The organism is Liquorilactobacillus cacaonum DSM 21116, from assembly GCF_001436735.1.
Classification (GTDB): Bacteria; Bacillota; Bacilli; order Lactobacillales; family Lactobacillaceae; genus Liquorilactobacillus; species Liquorilactobacillus cacaonum.
This window is the reverse complement of record NZ_AYZE01000010.1, coordinates 576-19,290: the sequence shown is the minus strand read 5'-3', so window position 1 is coordinate 19,290 and position 18,715 is coordinate 576. Positions and strand designations below refer to the sequence as shown.

Annotated in this window: 30 protein-coding genes and 6 tRNA genes; 6 read left to right on the top strand and 30 right to left on the bottom strand. The window is 34.1% G+C overall.

What is annotated here, in order from left to right; all coding sequences use genetic code 11:
• The 22 genes from FC80_RS03300 to FC80_RS03210 form a co-directional block, all read right to left on the bottom strand.
• Complete coding sequence (locus FC80_RS03300; RefSeq protein WP_057828726.1) at nt 1–1,140, bottom strand: phage portal protein; 1,140 nt, start codon at nt 1,138–1,140, stop codon at nt 1–3.
• A 17-nt stretch (nt 1,141–1,157) separates the two neighbouring features.
• Nucleotides 1,158–1,334, bottom strand: coding sequence for a hypothetical protein (locus tag FC80_RS09470; RefSeq protein WP_157055580.1), 177 nt, complete (start codon nt 1,332–1,334; stop codon nt 1,158–1,160).
• 48 nt (nt 1,335–1,382) lie between these two features.
• Nucleotides 1,383–3,281 carry a terminase TerL endonuclease subunit gene (locus FC80_RS03295; RefSeq protein WP_057828725.1) on the bottom strand — a complete coding sequence of 633 codons (1,899 nt, stop codon included), beginning with the start codon at nt 3,279–3,281 and terminating at the stop codon, nt 1,383–1,385.
• On the bottom strand, nt 3,281–3,805 hold the full coding sequence (locus FC80_RS09345; RefSeq protein WP_235807229.1) for a phage terminase small subunit P27 family: 525 nt from the start codon (nt 3,803–3,805) through the stop codon (nt 3,281–3,283). The genes FC80_RS03295 and FC80_RS09345 overlap by 1 nt, the downstream gene beginning before the upstream one ends.
• A 189-nt stretch (nt 3,806–3,994) precedes the next feature.
• Entirely contained in the window at nt 3,995–4,285 is a 291-nt protein-coding gene (locus FC80_RS03285; protein WP_057828724.1) for a hypothetical protein, read from the bottom strand.
• A gap of 2 nt (nt 4,286–4,287) precedes the next feature.
• Complete coding sequence (locus FC80_RS09465) at nt 4,288–4,458, bottom strand: hypothetical protein (protein WP_157055579.1); 171 nt, start codon at nt 4,456–4,458, stop codon at nt 4,288–4,290.
• Nucleotides 4,442–4,933 (bottom strand): HNH endonuclease, encoded by a 492-nt coding sequence (locus FC80_RS03280; protein ID WP_057828723.1) that lies wholly within the window; start codon nt 4,931–4,933, stop codon nt 4,442–4,444. The genes FC80_RS09465 and FC80_RS03280 overlap by 17 nt, the downstream gene beginning before the upstream one ends.
• Nucleotides 4,930–5,733 (bottom strand): hypothetical protein, encoded by an 804-nt coding sequence (locus FC80_RS03275; RefSeq protein ID WP_057828722.1) that lies wholly within the window; start codon nt 5,731–5,733, stop codon nt 4,930–4,932. Before FC80_RS03275 ends, FC80_RS03280 begins: the two co-directional genes overlap by 4 nt.
• A gap of 298 nt (nt 5,734–6,031) precedes the next feature.
• A complete protein-coding gene (locus FC80_RS03270) occupies nt 6,032–6,835 on the bottom strand; it encodes a DUF5677 domain-containing protein (RefSeq protein WP_057828721.1) in 804 nt (267 codons plus the stop codon).
• A gap of 134 nt (nt 6,836–6,969) precedes the next feature.
• Entirely contained in the window at nt 6,970–7,332 is a 363-nt protein-coding gene (locus FC80_RS03265) for a hypothetical protein (RefSeq protein WP_057828720.1), read from the bottom strand.
• A 2-nt stretch (nt 7,333–7,334) separates the two neighbouring features.
• Nucleotides 7,335–7,481: a hypothetical protein gene (locus FC80_RS09460; protein WP_157055578.1), complete on the bottom strand. Its 147-nt coding sequence runs from the start codon at nt 7,479–7,481 to the stop codon at nt 7,335–7,337.
• Nucleotides 7,482–7,483: 2 nt separating this feature from the next.
• Nucleotides 7,484–7,675, bottom strand: a complete 192-nt coding sequence (locus FC80_RS03260; protein ID WP_057828719.1) for a DUF6877 family protein — start codon at nt 7,673–7,675, stop codon at nt 7,484–7,486.
• A 1-nt stretch (nt 7,676) separates the two neighbouring features.
• Nucleotides 7,677–8,045, bottom strand: coding sequence for a hypothetical protein (locus FC80_RS03255; protein ID WP_057828718.1), 369 nt, complete (start codon nt 8,043–8,045; stop codon nt 7,677–7,679).
• A 3-nt stretch (nt 8,046–8,048) separates the two neighbouring features.
• Nucleotides 8,049–8,252 carry a hypothetical protein gene (locus FC80_RS03250; protein WP_057828717.1) on the bottom strand — a complete coding sequence of 68 codons (204 nt, stop codon included), beginning with the start codon at nt 8,250–8,252 and terminating at the stop codon, nt 8,049–8,051.
• A gap of 88 nt (nt 8,253–8,340) precedes the next feature.
• Nucleotides 8,341–9,099 carry a hypothetical protein gene (locus FC80_RS03245; protein WP_057828716.1) on the bottom strand — a complete coding sequence of 253 codons (759 nt, stop codon included), beginning with the start codon at nt 9,097–9,099 and terminating at the stop codon, nt 8,341–8,343.
• Between the two features lie 10 nt (nt 9,100–9,109).
• Nucleotides 9,110–9,523 (bottom strand): hypothetical protein, encoded by a 414-nt coding sequence (locus tag FC80_RS03240; protein WP_057828715.1) that lies wholly within the window; start codon nt 9,521–9,523, stop codon nt 9,110–9,112.
• Nucleotides 9,524–9,534: 11 nt separating this feature from the next.
• Nucleotides 9,535–10,443 (bottom strand): helix-turn-helix domain-containing protein, encoded by a 909-nt coding sequence (locus FC80_RS09535; RefSeq protein WP_057828714.1) that lies wholly within the window; start codon nt 10,441–10,443, stop codon nt 9,535–9,537.
• Between the two features lie 17 nt (nt 10,444–10,460).
• Nucleotides 10,461–10,898, bottom strand: a complete 438-nt coding sequence (locus tag FC80_RS03230; protein WP_057828713.1) for a single-stranded DNA-binding protein — start codon at nt 10,896–10,898, stop codon at nt 10,461–10,463.
• Entirely contained in the window at nt 10,888–11,628 is a 741-nt protein-coding gene (locus tag FC80_RS03225; RefSeq protein WP_057828712.1) for a putative HNHc nuclease, read from the bottom strand. Before FC80_RS03225 ends, FC80_RS03230 begins: the two co-directional genes overlap by 11 nt.
• 50 nt (nt 11,629–11,678) lie before the next feature.
• Nucleotides 11,679–11,855 (bottom strand): hypothetical protein, encoded by a 177-nt coding sequence (locus tag FC80_RS03220; protein WP_235807228.1) that lies wholly within the window; start codon nt 11,853–11,855, stop codon nt 11,679–11,681.
• A 92-nt stretch (nt 11,856–11,947) separates the two neighbouring features.
• Nucleotides 11,948–12,661, bottom strand: a complete 714-nt coding sequence (locus FC80_RS09610) for an ORF6C domain-containing protein (protein WP_057828711.1) — start codon at nt 12,659–12,661, stop codon at nt 11,948–11,950.
• Nucleotides 12,662–12,665: 4 nt separating this feature from the next.
• Nucleotides 12,666–12,998: a DUF771 domain-containing protein gene (locus FC80_RS03210; protein ID WP_057828710.1), complete on the bottom strand. Its 333-nt coding sequence runs from the start codon at nt 12,996–12,998 to the stop codon at nt 12,666–12,668.
• Nucleotides 12,999–13,091: 93 nt separating this feature from the next.
• Here FC80_RS03210 and FC80_RS03205 point away from each other — a divergent pair, with 93 nt between their 5' ends.
• The gene (locus FC80_RS03205) at nt 13,092–13,469 is read left to right on the top strand and encodes a DUF2513 domain-containing protein (protein ID WP_057828709.1); all 378 of its coding nucleotides are present in this window, start codon (nt 13,092–13,094) and stop codon (nt 13,467–13,469) included.
• Here FC80_RS03205 and FC80_RS03200 read toward each other — a convergent pair.
• Both FC80_RS03200 and FC80_RS03195 read right to left on the bottom strand, forming a co-directional pair.
• Complete coding sequence (locus FC80_RS03200) at nt 13,461–13,673, bottom strand: hypothetical protein (RefSeq protein WP_057828708.1); 213 nt, start codon at nt 13,671–13,673, stop codon at nt 13,461–13,463. The two genes, FC80_RS03205 and FC80_RS03200, sit on opposite strands and share 9 nt — an antisense overlap.
• An 18-nt stretch (nt 13,674–13,691) precedes the next feature.
• The gene (locus FC80_RS03195) at nt 13,692–13,931 is read right to left on the bottom strand and encodes a helix-turn-helix domain-containing protein (RefSeq protein WP_057828707.1); all 240 of its coding nucleotides are present in this window, start codon (nt 13,929–13,931) and stop codon (nt 13,692–13,694) included.
• 137 nt (nt 13,932–14,068) lie between these two features.
• Between FC80_RS03195 and FC80_RS03190 the strand changes: the two genes are divergently transcribed.
• The 5 genes from FC80_RS03190 (at nt 14,069) to FC80_RS03170 (ending at nt 18,075) form a co-directional block, all read left to right on the top strand.
• Nucleotides 14,069–14,755, top strand: coding sequence for an XRE family transcriptional regulator (locus FC80_RS03190; RefSeq protein WP_057828706.1), 687 nt, complete (start codon nt 14,069–14,071; stop codon nt 14,753–14,755).
• A gap of 142 nt (nt 14,756–14,897) precedes the next feature.
• Nucleotides 14,898–15,467, top strand: coding sequence for an SHOCT domain-containing protein (locus FC80_RS03185; RefSeq protein WP_057828705.1), 570 nt, complete (start codon nt 14,898–14,900; stop codon nt 15,465–15,467).
• A 235-nt stretch (nt 15,468–15,702) separates the two neighbouring features.
• On the top strand, nt 15,703–16,524 hold the full coding sequence (locus tag FC80_RS03180) for a sunset domain-containing protein (RefSeq protein WP_235807234.1): 822 nt from the start codon (nt 15,703–15,705) through the stop codon (nt 16,522–16,524).
• Nucleotides 16,525–16,539: 15 nt separating this feature from the next.
• The gene (locus tag FC80_RS09650) at nt 16,540–16,896 is read left to right on the top strand and encodes a hypothetical protein (RefSeq protein ID WP_083486914.1); all 357 of its coding nucleotides are present in this window, start codon (nt 16,540–16,542) and stop codon (nt 16,894–16,896) included.
• Between the two features lie 102 nt (nt 16,897–16,998).
• The gene (locus FC80_RS03170; RefSeq protein ID WP_057828704.1) at nt 16,999–18,075 is read left to right on the top strand and encodes a tyrosine-type recombinase/integrase; all 1,077 of its coding nucleotides are present in this window, start codon (nt 16,999–17,001) and stop codon (nt 18,073–18,075) included.
• 76 nt (nt 18,076–18,151) lie between these two features.
• On the opposite strand, the gene FC80_RS03165 is transcribed toward FC80_RS03170, so the two are convergent.
• The 6 genes from FC80_RS03165 to FC80_RS03140 form a co-directional block, all read right to left on the bottom strand.
• A tRNA-Leu gene (locus FC80_RS03165) sits at nt 18,152–18,236 on the bottom strand.
• A gap of 55 nt (nt 18,237–18,291) precedes the next feature.
• A tRNA-Cys gene (locus FC80_RS03160) sits at nt 18,292–18,362 on the bottom strand.
• Nucleotides 18,363–18,384: 22 nt separating this feature from the next.
• A tRNA-Gln gene (locus FC80_RS03155) sits at nt 18,385–18,456 on the bottom strand.
• A gap of 7 nt (nt 18,457–18,463) precedes the next feature.
• Nucleotides 18,464–18,536 (bottom strand) — tRNA-His (locus FC80_RS03150).
• 7 nt (nt 18,537–18,543) lie between these two features.
• Nucleotides 18,544–18,617: transfer RNA gene (locus FC80_RS03145), tRNA-Trp, on the bottom strand.
• 11 nt (nt 18,618–18,628) lie between these two features.
• A tRNA-Tyr gene (locus tag FC80_RS03140) sits at nt 18,629–18,711 on the bottom strand.
• Nucleotides 18,712–18,715: the final 4 nt, after the last annotated feature.

Below are 18,715 nucleotides of genomic sequence, written 5' to 3'. Positions count from 1 at the left end.
CTACATCCCCCCTTCTGATGGTTCCTGAATTTTCATGTTAAATACACCATTATCAATAAGTATTTGTTGTGCTTGTGTCGCTGCAAGTACTGGTGTTCTTCCTGCACCCAAAGCAACAATATTTGTAATCAAATTCTGATGTGTTAAATCAACAGCATTGGCAATATTCAATGTAACTTCAGTCTTTAGTTTTAAAGTAAGTTCGCTTTCGATTGGCTTCACATATTGCATTAATGAACTTGCGTAGAAATTCATTATCTCTCCAATGTTTGACTGCTGATCTCCCTTTTTATCATCCAAAATTGATTGTGGGATTCCAAAAGCTTTAGTAATTTGAGCCTGTGAAAAATCATAATTACTAAGGAAATTAGCAACATCAGTATCTATAACAATCTTGTCTAGTTTTGCTGATTGATCTAGAACAACAACTTTTCCACCATTTTCTCCGCTATTTTGTTCAATAAAACTATCCCTAACAGAATCTTTTGCTTTTTTATCAACTTGTGCCTCTGGAAGTGTGATTACAGAAGAAGGATTAATTGCATTTTTTAATGTCGATAAAGTAAGTTGTTTCGATTGTTCTTGAATTTGTAAGTCGTGCTGCAATGAATAAAGAGGACTTACTCCTGTTAAATAATCTCCACTATCATTAGCCCAAGGACTCATTAGCCTAAAATGTAAAACATCATACCATGCATAAACCTGTGCGCCCCGATTGTCGTTCCAATTAACTGTGTAATACATCCTTTGACTATCATCACTTAGATTAATTTGTACTTGAGCAGGGCTTGCATACTCTAGATGTCCAATTGCATTATTTTTACCTCTAACGATGATCACATATGCATTGCCGGCTAATAATAATTGTGAAATTACAGATTGCCAAAAATTAAAGCCCGAAATTAATCCATTCGGGCTTAACAAAATTTTTTTAAATTGTTTACTAACTTGAAAATCACAACTCGCAATATCACCTGCAATTTTTGTAACTACTGCAAAAATATCACTATTCTTAAGAGCTGCTTCTGCATTTACATAATTTGAAGTCACAATTGTTCCATTTGAGCCAACTGAAACTGTTGCTGTATTTCCACCAGAATTAATGTATCTATCTCTCTTAAAATTTCTGAATGGATTCAATAACAATCACCTCCTTATCATTCATTTGGAGAAACCATAAAGGCCACTAGGATAAGACCCACTCCTAAAATTGCAAATCCTAAAGTTTGATTCATTCGAAAAGCAGCATATATCAAACTACTTACACCACACAGTACAATTAAAAACGGCAAATTCTTAACAAATTGCAATACTAGTATGTTGAATTTCTTCATTTTTGTTCCTCCTGTATTATTAACGTATTGACTACGTGATTTTTTTACCTAGAACGAATAATTTTTATAGTAATCATCAATTTTTTCTTGTTTCCAACCATCAAAAATCTTATTCTTATCTGTTTTGAGCAAGTTTATATCATCAAAATGGTACTTTGCAGAAACAAAAGTATTAATAGTCGCATCAACAAAATCAATTTTTGCAGTTGCTTTATCTTTATCAATCTTTACACCATTATTATCTTGCAACAAAACGGCATTTTTTAAACTGGCCAGAATAATAGGATCTTTAAAATAAGTAATTCTTCCCATATCCATTAGCTTTCTGAAATATGTTGTTGGCTCATTTAAACTTTTCGTACCTTGACGAACAGGCATAAGATTTATTTCTGTTTTTTGTTCCATTTTTTTGATAATTCCCTCTGTTTGCCAAGCATCATAATTGAAAAACTTAACATCCAGTTCATTTTGCTTTATAAATTCCATTAACCAGGTGTACGGAGCATATTCATCAATGTATCCGTATTGATTGTTAGCAATTGTTGCAAAGCCAAGTTTCTCTGCTTCTCTATAATTAATTCCATCCATACGTTCTTTGATAGTTACGTTATTTTGGGCTCTAGCAAGTGGTACCCAACTGTGCTGCAAAATAAAGAACTTACCAACATTATTTTCAATATAAGGAAACACCAAAGGCACAGCCGTATCATCTGAAAAGTGTGATAAATCCCAGCCCACATATACTTCTCTCTTTTTTATCGAGTCAAAAGGCAAATTTTGAACCACTGCATTTTCAATATCATCAAGGTCCAAATAAGTATTTGCTTTAGTTTGTAACCATAAATTCAAATTTTTGTTTTGAAACTCTGCTATTTTTCCTTGACTAATAAATGTATCTCTTTCAGAAATTAAGCTCTGTAGCATCCCTTTTTTACTTTTTAAACCTAAAACAGGGTTGCTTTTTACCCAAGTTCCAGGACTATTTGTTTCTTCTATGCTGTCTTGTTCGTACACTACACAAAGGTAATCATCTAATAAACGCTCATAATCTCGTTCCATAATTTCCTTAAGTAACTTTTCATCTTGATATAAATATGAGTTGCTATCCGGGTATGCTGTACTTATCTGTAAAAATTGATGATTAGGTGTTTGTACCTGTCCAGAAGTGATTTTACCGTTGTTAGTCTTAATTTTACCTAGGTGATCAGCATCCCCAGCTTCATCATTGATTACAAATAACAAATGATATGAATCAAATTGTCCTGACTCTTGAGATAATTTCATCAGTTTATTTTCATTAACAAAAGATGCGACTTTATCATCAACAACTCGTATTTTCTTTTTCTTAAAAATTTTCTCAATCGCACCAATTTGCTTAAGGTAGTTAAAAGTAGTTCTGATATATCGGAAACCCTTATCTGTTTGTGCAGACACCGGAGCAATATAAGCCATATCTTGATTACTTAGTTTATCGGCTTCAATCAAATAGGCATACGCCACTAAAATATTACTTAAATAGGTCTTACCGTTTGTTCGTGCAATACTAAGTATGGCTTTTGCATATCTCTTAGTATCATCTTCATTTCGCCAACCAATCAGTTTGCATAAAAAAGAACGTTGCCAAAGCATTAAAGGCAATGGTTTCCCTTCATTCACATCTGGACATATTGCAGCAAAGTTTAAAATTTTACGACAGTTATCAAGCGAATAATGATATCTAAATTCTTCTGTATTTTCTAGAGATCTAACTAAATCATTGAGATGTCTAAATGAATCGAGTTTAACCATTTCTCCTGCCTGCTCAACACCTTCAAGAGTAGCAAAAGCATACTTTGTTGCAGGATCCTTATAATTTTTAAAAATTAAATCATAAGTTCCTTTTTCTTTCTGAATTTTGTACGCTTTTTCTACAGTCATTCCTTTTTTTGTTAAATCAATTTTATCCATCAAAAATCAGACTCCTTTTGTAGCATATCTGAAAGGCTTTCCTCATTTTCATCCTCTTTGGCCAAACTTAGCAAACTTGCTCTTGCGGAAGGGGTTAATCCTAAAGCTTCACCCAGCGTTTTTATTTTTGCAGTTGCTGAATCAAGAATTTGAGTTGCTGGATTTCTTTTATATCCAGTAAAATCATGAGCGATAACCTTACCAGTAACAGGATTTACAACTGTTTTGTATGCCGGCGTATTTATTCCATGTTCTTGCACGTCTTCATATGCTTTATTTAAAAGTTCTATATTCATGCAAAGTGTCACAATCGTTTGTAAATCTGTTTGTTTTATAAATCCTGACTCAGATAAAACAGGATATAATTTTTTATAAGCCCACTTAGCTTTACCTTTCAGAATACGAGGTGGTGTTTTTTGCAATACAGAATAATCCTTTGTTTTTTCAATTAATTTTTGTGTCCGATCACGCTGATATTTTTTGTCGGCCTTTTTTTCTGTTAATTTCATTTTTCTTCCGGCCATTTGCATTACCTTCTTTTTAGGTATATAGTTTTGATTAATAAATAAGACCGAAAAGCCTTGAAATACTGGTTTTTCGGTCTTTTTGCCCCCCTACAAAAAAGTTTTTATTTCTGTCACGCACCTTCAAAAAAGTTATATGTCGTATGCTTTCTCAGAAAGCCTTGATAGGCGGGGGGTCTATTATATCCGTTAGTTTTTCTTGTGTTTTATCTCTTCAGTATTATTAACGTGTTTAACACGTGATTTTTTATCATGTTTTTCGGATTCCCAAATATTTATTTGGCTTTCAATTGTAATAGCAACTTGTTCTGCCGATTCTTCAAGACTAATCTTCTTCAGTTCTGCCCATCTCTTTGCCAAATAATAAGCAAGTCTTGCAGTATAAATCTCCAACTCGTTGATAGTAACGTCTTTAGTTATTGCTACTTTAAACTTATCTTGTTCTTGTTTAGTTATAGCTATAGCAATGTCATTACTCATGCTTATTCCTCTTTCTTAGTTGCTGTCTTACGAGTAGTTCTTGTTGTCTTCTTAACTTCATCCCCAGTTGTTTGCTTATCTTCTTGAGTATCATCCTTGAATACTTTATCTTCTAATTTATTAACTCGCTTTGCTAAGTTCATCAACAACTCATCTTTATCTTTTGTTCTCATTATTCATCCGCTCCTTAATATACTTAATCCAATTATCTTTGCTAATATGTTTCAACTTGTTCTTACCATTTGGCTTGGCCAACATAGATTGTTCTAGCTTTGTCTTGATGTTGTGGCACCTACCACATAGACACCAAAGGTTATTCATATCATATTGTTCTAATCCTGCTAATAAATCTCGTCTTACTATATGATCAACTATCTTAGTCTGTAGTACATTCCCACATACTTGGCATGTTGCCATATCTCTAACAAATACTGTGTCTCTTACTTTCTTCCAACGTCTGCCTTGATAGAATGCATCAGCTTGTCTATTACGCTGTTGATTGTTATAGGACTTGTATAATGCTTTGCGCTGCTCATCAGTTACGCTTGAATATTTCTTGTGTAATTTTGCGTGTTCACTGCAATATCTTTCCTTAACTGGGATCAGTTCTCTACAGAAGTTCTGTTGACAATAATGTACTCTGCTCATTGTTCAATCATCTTCCTTTCTAGTTCGTCTAAACGTTCATACAAACGATTGACTAACTTGTATTTATCAATGCTGCTACATGTTTTAAAATCTTCTAGCAAAAGCTTAGGTTGTTGCAATCGAGGGATGCATCCAATAACATCATCAATAAATTCATAATGTTCTTCAATCAGTTCATTGAAGTCTTCATCCCTAAAATCTTCTCTCTCAACCGTCTCAATGAATTTCCTGAGTGTTGCTTCTTCCTCTAAGAAATCTTGCTGTTGTTTTGATAGGACCATGTTCACCATCTTTTCTCTGTGTTTCTTGCAATACAATTCAACTTGATAGAGTTTGTCGCTGAATTGACGTTTCGTCATATTAAAATTTTCTCTTGTCTCAATTTCTCCATACTCAAGAACTGAGATGCACCACTGAGCTGTGAAATGGTTTTTAAACAACTTAGGTATAAGATTGAGTATGCTGTTTAAGTCATGCTCTGTGAGCCTGTCTGGCCTATCTAAGTTGATTACTTCTGATTGCTTTATGTTCTCCTGCTTTTTTCTATCTGCATACTCTCTACGTGTCACATCCCTGCATGCATATGTGATAGCCCATTTGAGTCTTACATCTTGTTCATCAATTTTGATTAACAATACTTCTTCATCAAATGTTTTGAGTCTATGCTCTGTTAGTTGAATGTATAAGAGTTGGTCCGCTTCATAGTTCTTCAAATTAAGCCTGTTCATTAATTTATGAACTGCTACTTGATAACTATCAATTGACCTCAGCTTTTCTACATATTCACCACTTAGACTCATTTGCTATCACCTTTCTAAACAAAAAAGGATGGCTATCATAGTCATCCTTTTTCTCAGCCATTAACGGAGCTTACCCAAATTTATTCAACTATGTATGTGGTCCCGACGACCACTTAGCAGATAACGGAGCTACCCGGCATAGATCATGCTATGCCATTTTAATACCCCACTTTAGTAATCAACCAAAGCTTTCTCCTCAGGAACAATTATTATTCTAATACTTAAATAGTTGTTAAACGGCTCATATTTGGCTCGTTTTGGGCACAAAAAAAGCAGCAAAATTGCCGCTATAAACTCATTAAAAATTTTTCAAATTAAAAGATGCGTTTATTTTAAACTTCTCATATATCGCTTTAAATTTACCTTTGTTTAATATTCGGTAATATTTGGCAACAGAAATGAACTCTGACCTTAAATAAGCATCAACCATTTCAACAATTTCATTCATATCATTAACTACATAACCGAAAGTATTTTCATCAATAACTTCAAAATGACTAGTAGCATCCGAACCATGCACGGCATTGGACATAGTAGCGTATAATCCCAAATATACCGGTAACATTTCTAAATCATTCATTAATTCTCTAAAATTATTGATTCCATTTTTTTTATTATTTTCAACACTATACCAACTTGTACGCTCTGGTTTAGTATCTGGTGGCAACAGTTCAATATACTTAGCTTCAAAATAATTAAATTGGTCTTCAAAGGAATTGAAATTACCATCATCTTTCTTTATTTTGATATTAATTTTCTCCTTAAACTTTTCAACCTCATCTTTGTTTGCTGTAGGTAATTCAATATATTTTTTAACCTTTAAGCAGTCATTATATTTTTGGAACATCAAATACATTTGTGCTCTATTTACTGTGTTTTCTTTCAAAATATAATTTAAATATGAAAGTTGTTCTATGAAACTTCTTACAATTATTGAAAAATCAGAATACTGTTTGGCTTCATCCAACACATTAATTGTCTTTGCTTTTTCATTCAGTCCAGAAAATAAACTAAAAATAACAATATCCTTTTCTTTTAAAACATCCCCATTGTCAAATTCAATTAATGTTTGACAATCCTTTATCGTACTTTTTAAACTCATGATAACACCCCTTAATTAAAAACATTTTAACAAGTGTAATTAAACTACTGAACCATGAAAATGTAAATAAAAAGCCGACTATCTCTAGTCGGCTAAATTCATACTAAGATGTCAATCATCTAAAATAACTCATCTTAGATTCTAATTCCTCGTTCCCTTGCAACTTCTTTGAAAAATGCTTGTCTCCGTTTTTTTACTTGGCTAACAGATAAATGTGTTTTGTTTGCAATTCCGTCTAAATTAAGAATTGCTGTTTCTCGCAAGTATAGTTCGTATATGATGTCATATGTAATGTTATCAAATACTCCCTTGCCTACAGATGTGATACATTTCTTTAAAACTCTTCCCACTGCTCTTTGATTGTCTCTCAAATACACAAGTTCCTTATGTTTCACTACCGTTATTTCTTTTTCCTTCTCAAGACGTCCGATATACATATCTGTTATTGGGTATTCACTGATTATTTGAGCAATGTAATTAAACGTTGAAGTTTCCACATTTACACCTTCTTAACCTGAACTGCGGGAACTCTGTACAATTCATCCCCTGCCTCAATCACCAAAACAGGAATCGGTAAATTATCACTGATTTCTGTTACTTCGTACTCTTGTTTCTGCCAAATTACTTTTTCACCTGTCTCAAACATGTTTATTCACCTTTCAATCTCAACCAATTTTCTAGGAATCTAACTTGCTGCCAAGTGTATGATTCCTTTGCTTGTTCATCATTGTTTCCAAGTGCGTTACTTTGTAATCTTCCCAAAACATCTTTTAAAACTGTATTTGGAAATTTGTGCTGGTTAACTAGTCTTTTTATTGCCATGACTGCAGTTTCACTCATTTCACTTTCCCTTTCCAGTTTGTCTTTCTAAAAAGAACTTCCACGTCTTTTTCTTCAATGCCTCGGCTTCTTTATCCTTGATACCTAATGCATTCATCATTAGTTCAGTCATTTCTCTGTAATACTGGTCCTGCAATGTATCAGCTTGATAGACAGTAACTACAAAATGAGTTATAGGATTAACAACGATCCTTATTTCTTTGAGTTTGTACAGCTCACATCCCTGTTTATCCACTTTTACAAATTCAGCATTCTCAAGAAGTCTTCTCAACCACCCATAGGCTTCACCACGAGGGATGTTAAATCTCGCTTGGATTCTCTCAAAAGCGTGATCACTCAGTTTATATTTCTCGTAATTAAGAACCGTCATAGGTTAAGCCACCTTTTCACACAAATTAGCTACTGTTACACGGTCGAACACTCGATTAGTCCATATTGTGTCTTCCTCACCACCAAGCGCAATCAGTGCCCCCTTAAGAATTTTCGTAATAACAAACTGTTCTTTGTCGTTATAAATCATCTTGTCACCAACTTTTAAAATTTCACCATTCACATCTACAAAAATATGTTTTTCCAAATTTACATCCCCTTATTATTTTTTAACCGGTTATTCTCACGCCCTGGAGCGACCAGGTAACTATCCTCTAACGTGAGAGCTTTGCTAATTAAGCAATTACTTTAAGTTCCAAACCTAGTTCTTTTAATTCTCCTTCAAGGAACTGCTTTATAAGTGCAGCAGCTTCAATCTTCCACATCCCACCATCAGCTTCAAAGATGGCCGACATCATTCCTGAACGCATTCTGAAAATAAATTTGCTTTCAGGTTGTTTAACCTCTAAGAATGTTCGATAAGGTGCGAGTAAAACTGGATTAGGAACTTTTACATCAGCAACACTCGCAACTCCTGACTTAATTTGGACTTGCTGTGTTACTCCATCATCAGAGGCTTGTTTAACATCACTTTCCTTTAAGTTACCAATGACTTGTAGAATTACATCTCGGTCATCCGTCTTAACAAAAGATGATTGCATTGAGATATTCATTTCCTCTTGGTCATACCAGTTATTAAATTCAAAATTAGGTGTTTTAAATTTTGCAATTGCTTGTACAGGACGTCTCCCATATTCATCAAGTGATCCTTCAAGATAAACTGTTGTAGGATCATCAATCCGTAATCTTGCACCAACTAAAGGCATTGCTATTTCGGCTGAAGTTGGAACACTCTTATTTTCGGCAACAATGTAATCAAGCAATCCTGTAAGTGTATGCAAAGTCACTGGGCTTTGAGGGATGCTGGTTTCCTTTACAACTTCTAAATCTCCACGTCCGTCAATAAAGTAAGTTCTCCCGTTCACTTCAAAAGTCTTTTTACCTTCTGCTTCTCTTGCTAATTCCGTTAATCCTTCAAGTTCTCTTAATTCCATTTTTGATTACCTAACCTTTCTTTTTTTGTAAATCAATGACTTTTTGTTCTTTCTCAATGTCCGCAACTGGTACTCCTGTATCTGTCTTTACTTCTCCATCATCTGGGTCAATAAAAGTTTGTCCTGGCGTTCCTGACTTAAGCTCATTGACCACCGCCTTTCCTTTGCCATCACGCCCAATCAACATTGTCGTTCCTACTCCAGTTTCTGGGACTAGGCTAATCTTGGTTTGAATATCAACATCTACTGCATCCCCTGATTTTGAAGGTTCAAATACTAAATTGATTGTTATTTTTCTTTTCTTTGTTTGGTCCGTGTTGGGATCCATAATGTTTTCTGTTACTTGATCAAGTGCTCTATCCAACTTTTCTTGCAATCCACCTTCAGCAACAGCTGATAAATCAAAATTAATTTGTTTTGACATGTTTATTCCTCCTAGATTTCTTTTCTCTTAAACGTTGCCAGCCTCTTTTTCAATTCTTCTCGTCCCTCATCACTCATCTCAGATTCCTTTTTTTCAGCGACGTACCCATTTTCTGCCCAATCAGGTAATTTCTCTTTTTGGACTGGTTGCCGGTAATTTTTTTTTCTAGTCTTTTCAGCTGCATACTCTCTCGAACTTTGTTGCTGATGTTCCTCTTCTTTCTTCAAGGCTTGTTCAACCGTCGTAACTTTGTATTTCTTGTAATCATCAAACACTTTCCACAAATACCTATCAGCACCTCTTGCAGTAACATTCGACCTTAAAGCATATTCGATAGCGTGAGTTACAAGTTCATCCCCAAAATCATTAATCCATTCATGCAAGTCTTGCTGAGCAATTGCATTTGGAAATCCCCAATTATTTTGCCAAAGTTCAAATGATTTTTTCTCTGAAACATGAGATTCAGATTCATTATTTTGAGGGGCATCTTCTTCTACTTCTTTATTAATACTTGTAATGTTAATACTTGTAATACTACCTTTATCAGTTCTGATAATAGGGGTATCATCAATCTTGTTAATACTCTCCCCTGCAGGATTGATAATAGGGGTATTATCAGTTTTGATAATAGGGTCAGTAATTGGGTATATTTCTCTCCTCTTTATTTGTTGATTCTCATCCCTAATAACCACTACTTTTAGATACCCTAATTCCTTTAAATGATTGATTCTCCTAGACACTGTGACTTTCGATATATCATATAATTTTGCTAGATGACTGTTTGTTGCAAAACAGTAACCAGCTTTAACTGAAAGTGCTGTTATTTCGCTATATAGTATTTTTTCACTATCCGAAAGGTTTTTATCATACCTCACGTTCGCTGTTAAAATTGAATAATAACTAGGTTGTTGATCTTGCATTTCTACACTCCCCAAAATTAAAATGGTAAATCTTCATCACTAATATCTATTTGTTGACCATTAGCTTCAAATACATCTACTGCTTGATTCTGTACATAATTTTGACTAATTTGGTCATGATTTTGTTCCGCCTGTTTTTTCGTCTCGAGAAAATCAAATTCATCTATCACCAATTCTGTAATAAATACCTTATGCCCATCTTGTGCGTCGTATGATCTCGTTTGCAGATGTCCATCAACACCAACCAAAGATCCTTTATGTGTGTAGTTGCAAAAAATCTCCGCAGCCTTTCGCCAAATCACACAATTTATAAAATCCGCTTCACGTTCTCCTTGTTGATTGGTATACCTTCGATTTACAGCAACCGTGAACGCTGCTACTGCTATTCCACTCTGTGTATATTTCAAATCTGGGTCACGTGTTAATCTCCCAATAATGGTTGCCTTATTCATCAATGTTCCTCCTAGCAAGTTTTTCACGTTCATATTCTTCATCAAACTCTTGCATTTGTTTTTGCGACATTAGTTTCAATGCAATTAGTTGTTCATCCCTCAATTTTGTGCCGTGAAAATGGTACTTATCAAAGAAAGATTTAGAGCCTAGTCTATGAAATTCTAAATGATGATAACTACATAATGCTTCTAGCCTATGATTACGATGGTTAAGATGTTTTCTGTCATTTCCCATGCCAACTGTGTCTTCATGATTAATCTGAATATTATTAGTCTGGCCACACACTGTACATCTTTTGTGCACCAAACACAGAAAGACTTGGCGCTCTGTATCGAACGTATTTACCAGGTCTTTAAACTGAAATGGTATACCTTTAAAGAAACACAATTCGACTAACCATGAGATGAAATCAGTTGCCACATATTTACTGCAATTACTCAAGCTAAAAGAACCATATCCACTCTTCCGGCAAAATGAATCTTTTAGATCAACTTTAAGTTTTTGGAACTCATAGCTCTGTTCACATCCCTGTGCCATTCCGATATCATGAATCATTGCGTAAGCTTTTCTACGCTGAATTCCTGTAATCTGTTCTGGTTCATGTTCTGTTAAATCAAAATGAACTCTGCCTTTTTTTAGCAGCTTAATCATGCTATCTATTTCATCAATCCTGAACGTTACTAAGTCTTTTTTTATTGATACAACATGTCCTTCGTATCTTTCATTTTCCATGCTATAATTACCTTGTAGTGTAGTAGGGCCTATTCCAGGTAGGCTCTTTTTTATTTGTTATGACTACTATCATCTTTGAATGCAATCATGCTTATATATCCACCTATACAAAATGTCATTCCTGCAAACAAAAGGGTAGCTATGGTGTAACCCACATAAACAGTTGAAACATTCAATGCCTTAGTAAGAATCATTCCTATAAGCAATCCAATACCAACTTTTTTCATTTCTTATCCCCTCTCTGCTCATCTAAGAGCATAATTGCAACAATCGCGATAAAAGCGATAAAACCCATCAGTAAAACCATCTTAATTCTCCTTTATAAAGCTATTTTAGTTTGTGCATTAACTGTATTTATCTCTCTTTGTAGTTCAAAAGGTACATACCAACTTTGTACAAATTCAAGAGCCTCATTAAATCGAGAAATTGGAGTATCACTATAACGATCTTGCATAAATGTTTCTTTGAACGATTTAAACAAAGTACTATATGTTTTAGTACGCAGCGCTTTGTCTTGGTAAGCATTGCTATCTTTTCCGCCTAAAGAATTAATAACCTTTTTATTTCTTTCTCTAGTAAAACGATAGGCCATATTTCCAGGAAGTCCCATATTCTCTTTAATTTGTTTAACATCCTCTTCAAGTTGGCTATAACCTTGAGCGATTAATTTTATTTGTCCTGGTAAACTCATTGGAACTATTTTTTGTGTAAAATAGTTTTCTTCAAGTTCATCAAACATATCCCATGCACGTTCCGTACCCAGCATTTTTGAGTGTCGGCTTGCTCCACGCTTGGTCCAAAGATATAAATGAGCTGTTCTTTCCGCCACCAAGGAGCTATTTGATACTTGGTCCTTGAAACTTTTTAATTCATTTCCTTCCAGTAAGAAATAGTGTTTCGTTTCTTCAAACTTAGCCTCATTTCTCTTAAAATTTTGTTTAATACGATCCACAGTAGTTCCATAGAACTCGGCTAGTTGTTCTGTTGTTAAAATCAGTTCTTGGTTGAATCTAACTGGCTTAATTTCGTTCATAACATCATTTCCTTTCTAACCTTGCATCCCAATCAATTCGCTGTTGATTCTTCTCCATCCACTCCATGGCCTTTTTTGCAAAAATGATATTTGCTGTGCCTTTGCCACGTGCTGGAATAAGCCAGCCTCCATTGCGATAGTTGATTTCACTTTTAAACTCAGCAAAAATAAAAGTTGCTACCCAATCAGGGCTTTTATTGCCACAACAATTTTTGCGAAAGTCATTCATACACCATGTAATTCCATCTAGTTTAGATTTCAATGTTTCACTAGCAATATCAGATACTTTTTTATCAACTAGTTGTAAGATTACTTTTTCGTTAATTAATGTTTCCATGTCTTCATCTCCTATATTTTTATTTTTGTGCATAACTCCTTTTATTTTTTTAGTAGTATAATTCTAGATGTTCCAAAAAGGTGGTGAAATTATATGAAACTAGATCATGATTACGTCCGCAATCTTTTACTAGCCTATGAAAGTAGTTCCAACTTAAGAGGTCCTTCGGAAAATGACTTTATTGAGTTATCAAAGGAACTAAATAAAACACGTGATGAATTAGTTTATACGCTTAATAAATTAGCTGAAGGTAACTTTGTAACCTCCAAAATTACTTGGGGAAACGATATGCCTATGTGGATTCAACCAGGTAATCTAACCTTTGAAGGTCATAAATATCTTGATAACATACGTGATCCTGAAGTTTGGAAGAAAACTAAAAAAACTACCTCTAAATTTGCTAGTGTTTCCTTGGACATCATTTCCTCTGTCGCTGCAAAAGTTATTGTTAGTTCATTGAATCTAGGCTAATTTGAACTCCATACCGTCAACAAATACAAAAAGATTATTTTTACTTTTTTCCCAATTAGTGAAAATTTTCTTTTTTTGTTCTAAATCCAGCCAAATAATCGATTCAAATCTAATATCACTTCCAGTTAAAATTGGAATGTTATTCTTATTTTTATCTTTGTAAAAATAAATAAAATCATGAATAATTCTTTGTTGTTTTTTCATCTTTATCGTTTCTCCTTTCTATTTGGTAACTAAATGTTGACATTCGGTAACACCAAATTTAAAAAAAATTCCAATGTTATTTTTATCTATTCCAATTGCTTCCGCAATTTTAGCAAGTTCTTCAACCCCAATTTGAGTTTGACCATTCTCACGTTTCCAATAAGCACCACGAGAAACCCCTATAATTTTAGCCATTTCTTGTTGTGAAATCCCGGCTGTAATTCTTTCTGCCTTAATCCGCTTTAAATTTATTTCCATTTTCTTACTCCTCCTTTCCACAATATTAATATAGCTTTTTCGTTACCGTATGTCAACGTTTATCTTTTATTAATTTTATTTTGTTTACTTGTGGTAACAAATAGTATATAATAATGGCTGTTAAGAGGTGATATAAGATGAGATCAAGCAAAGAAATATTACAAATAATTACCGATTCCAGAAAAAATAAAAAAATGTCATTAGATCAATTGGGTGAGAAAGTTGGACTTTCAAAAGCTGCTCTATCAAGATATGAAAATGGTTCAAGAGAATTTCCTGTCAACAAAACAGAGATTTTTGCTAAAGCTTTAAATTTGGATCCAAGATATCTTTTAGGAATTGATTCAGATAACAATATTCTTTCTATATATGATAAGTTAGAAAAATCTAGACAAAAGCTCGTTTATAATTTTACCAGTAATCAATTAGAAGAACAAAACAACAAAACTATTCGTTCTGGCCGTTCAACTGCTGCAGGAGATCCTATTGATGGAGACTATCAAGATTCTCAAGAAGAAATAGTAGTAAGAAATGAAGTTCCTCGTGGTGCTGATGAAGTTGTTACAATCGCTGGGGATTCAATGGAACCGTTGCTTAAGAAGGGCTCACAAGCATTCGTACATTATCAGCCTACACCTGACACTGATGGACAAATAGTTATCGTAACTATCAAAGATATTGGGGTTACTTGCAAGAAGATTTATCGTGAAGATGGACAAATTAGATTAAGGTCTACCAACAAGAAATATGAAGATATGGTCTATCCAGCAGAGAATGTTCGCATCATAGGAAAAGTAATAATGAAACAAAAAAATAAGTCTTAACTCATCACATTTGGGGCGACAACTTAAGACCTATAAAATGTATCTGAGTAAAATATAGCATAACTCAGATATTTTTTACATACTAACACATAATTTTTTTAGATACATATATCAAAACAACAACTATTGGAGGAACGAAAATATGGACAAACTTATTATTAGAAGATTGATAGCGGGAATTTTACTTTTTGTATTTGCAATTATAGCTTGGCAAGAATCATATCGAGTAGTCGCTTACGCTGGTACACTGTATATTCCAAAAAGTGCACAAGGTGCAGGAGGAACTGGTCTTATTCTCTCAATATTAGCAGGCATAATTGGGATTATATATTCAGTTACATGCAATAAACGACCTTTAAAATGGTTAGAATGGGCAATTTGTATTGTTGCTATTATAATAACCTTACTAGCATCGACCGAGAGCACGAAATATTATCCAGATTTAAATCTCTTCAGATGGTCCTTTATTATTCTAGTTGCTTTGGGACTTCCTCTTAAAAAAGGCTTTAAAAATATGCCTTTCGAAGAAAAAATTAATAACAATAGTTCTTACGCAACTACCAAGCCACCGGTAAACAACACTAGCGAGTCTATAAGTTCAGAAAAAAAATCAAATTTAAATGATTTGCGAGATTTAAAAAAATTGCTAGATGACGGCATCATAACTAACGAAGAATTTGATGCAAAAAAGAAACAAATTTTAAATTTATAATACACATTTTTTGGCAAAGAGCCAAAATAAGTTCTAGCCAATTTTCTCGGGGGGAGCCATTGGCTAGAACTTATTAGCATGTATCTGGAATAATTTTATCATATCTTGGATGTTTTTTACATATATTATATTTAAAATTTATTTTTCATGGTATTATTTATTAAGAATTTGTTAAGGTCCAAATCTGATGACTTTAAAAGCTGACTTTATTTTTGGGGGAATATTTGTGAAAGATATGTTTTTAAATTTTATTAGGCAACATAATTATATTACTTTGTTAATTATTTCTGCCTTGTTACTAGGTTTTTTACCGGGTAACTTCGTTCTTAATATAGCTAGAGTTAGTTTCATACTTTTTGTTATTTTTTTAATTACTTTTATTGTTTCCAAAACCAGAAAACATAGTGTTTCTAGGTTTAATTTCAAAAAAATTATGCTAGGTATCCTTGTAATATTTGCTACTGCTATATTTGTAGATGTTGCAAAAGGTGGTCCTGAAGCTAGTTCGCATTCTAGTGAGGCCCTAACATCACAAGTTAAAAATACTTCCAGTAACTCAAAAAAAGAGAAAAAAGCTAACGAACTTGCAAAGAAAAAAGCTGAATCATTATCAAGAAAGAAAGAATCCTTAAAAGAAGCAAAAGCTGAGAGCAAAGCAGAAAGCGAATCAGCGGCTTCTGAATCTGCAAGCATTGCATCATCAGCGTCTGAAAGTGAGTCAATTGCGTCAAGTATGTCGGAATCATCATCAGTAGCTGCTTCTGTTGCTTCATCACAATCAATTTCCGCATCAATCTCCGCATCAAGTAGTTATGTAGCAGCAGTTTCATCTAGTGCAGCCGCTAGCAGTCGAGCAGCTATTTCAAAAGCAACTGCAACTACAAATACTGGAGGTAATCTATATACTGGTACATCTGGAAAAATCATTGGTAACTCTAGGTCACATATATACCATGTGCCTGGTCAAGCTGGATATCATATGAATTCAGCTAATGCTGTCTACTTTAATACAGAAGCTGATGCCCAAGCAGCAGGTTATCGAAAGTCACTCCGATAAAGGAAGTTAATCAATATGAAATTTGGTCTTAGAACACCTAGTTTTAAAAAGTCTGTCTCAGCACGAACAACTGGAAATTTCAAAAGAAAACTTAAGCGTTCAATTAACCCATATTACGGAAAAAAAGGTATGGGTTGGATAAGTAATCCTAAAAAAGCTATGTACAACAAGGTTTATAATAAAACTACTTTTGGAATTAAAGATGTAATAAATAGTACATCTAGAAAGCACATTTCAAAACAAAATAGCTCTAGTACGTACTCTTTTATTGGAATTATAATTGCACTCATTATATTGGTTTCGCTTTGGCAATATATACTTGCTATACTAGTTATCTTGGGATTACTATATTTTTTCCTTAAATTAAAATAAAAACACATCCCCCACTGACCAAAGTAAAAGATGTGTCTCATCGTTTATGTAGGGTAACTATACCCTATTTGTCTATTTTAAAATATAAAGGAGGTGAAAACAATGGCAAGTTATAAAAAAACCAAAAATGGTTGGTCTGTTAGAGTATCTAAAAGAACTGGCGATGACCTTAAACAAATTTATAAATCAGGCTTTAATACTAAAGCTGAAGCAAGAAAATATGTTTCTGACATTGAATCAACGAACCTTGACCAAACAAATATGACATTCCCACAATACTTTGAACATTGGCACAAGACCTATAAAGAAAACAAATTAGCTACTAGCACGTACAGAAAGTATATTCATGTTACTAACATTCTAAAGAACTACTTTCCCTATACCAAGTTAAGAAATATGACTAGATTGGACTATCAACTTTTCATAAACAAATATGGAAATACTCATAGCAAGGAAATGATGCAAGAAATAAATATTTATGTGCGTGCTTGCGTTAAATCAGCTGTATTTGATGGCCTAATATTAAAGGACTTTACTTACGGAGTTGAATTAGCCTTTGACAAAAACAAAACTCGCTATATTGATTATTTAAACGTTGAAGAAATTAAAAAAATAATCAATGCTGCTTCAAATAAAATGGATCCTAGATATACAACTAAGTACATGATCCTTACTGCCATTTACACCGGTGCACGTCTTGGAGAAATTGCAGCGCTAACTTGGAACGATATTGACTTTATTCATAAAACAATTTCAATCAATAAATCATACAGCTATGTTCAGAAAAAACTTAAAGAAACAAAGAACCAGTCTTCAACTCGCATTATTGCTGCAAATGATGACTTATTGCATATATTAAAAGAATTGAGAGTAAATAATAATACTATGGTATTTATCAACAATCAATACACAATACCTTCTTCAAACGCAGTTAATAAAAAACTACGTGAATTACTAGACCAATGTGACATTCATCGGCAAGGATTTCATTTTCATTCTCTCAGACATTCTCACGTTGCCTATTTATTATTTCAAGGAATAGATATTTACGCGATCAGTAAACGACTAGGACATGCTGATTTGACTACTACGACCAAAAAATATGCTTACCTCATTGATGAGTATAAAGCCAAGTCAGATAAGCTGATTGCAACAAAATTGCAACAACTCAACAATTAATTAATTTTTCTAAAAATAAAAAAGCCTCAACCATGCGGTTTTGAGACTTTTAATTGTTCCTAATTGTTACCAAAAATACCGGTGATCGGGGTCGAACCGATACGCCCTCAACGGGCACTGGATTTTGAGTCCAGCGCGTCTGCCAATTCCGCCACACCGGCATAAAAATAATCTGCAATAAATTAACAAAGTTAGCGCCTAAAAAACAACTACTAAAGGCGGTAACCGGATTTGAACCGGTGATGAAGGTTTTGCAGACCTCTGCCTTACCACTTGGCTATACCGCCAGATATAGAACAAATCCAAAAACTGGGTTAGCTGGATTCGAACCAGCGCATGAGGGAGTCAAAGTCCCTTGCCTTACCGCTTGGCTATAACCCAATCTTAAGGCGATAGGTGGGAATCGAACCCACGCGTGCCGGAGCCACAATCCGGTGCGTTAACCACTTCGCCACTATCGCCATCAAATGGCAGGGGTAGTAGGAATTGAACCCACACTGACGGTTTTGGAGACCGTAGTTCTACCTTTAAACTATACCCCTATTATAAAAAATGGAAGGGAGTGGATTCGAACCACCGAACCCGAAGGAGCGGATTTACAGTCCGCCGCGTTTAGCCAGACTTCGCTACCCTTCCATGG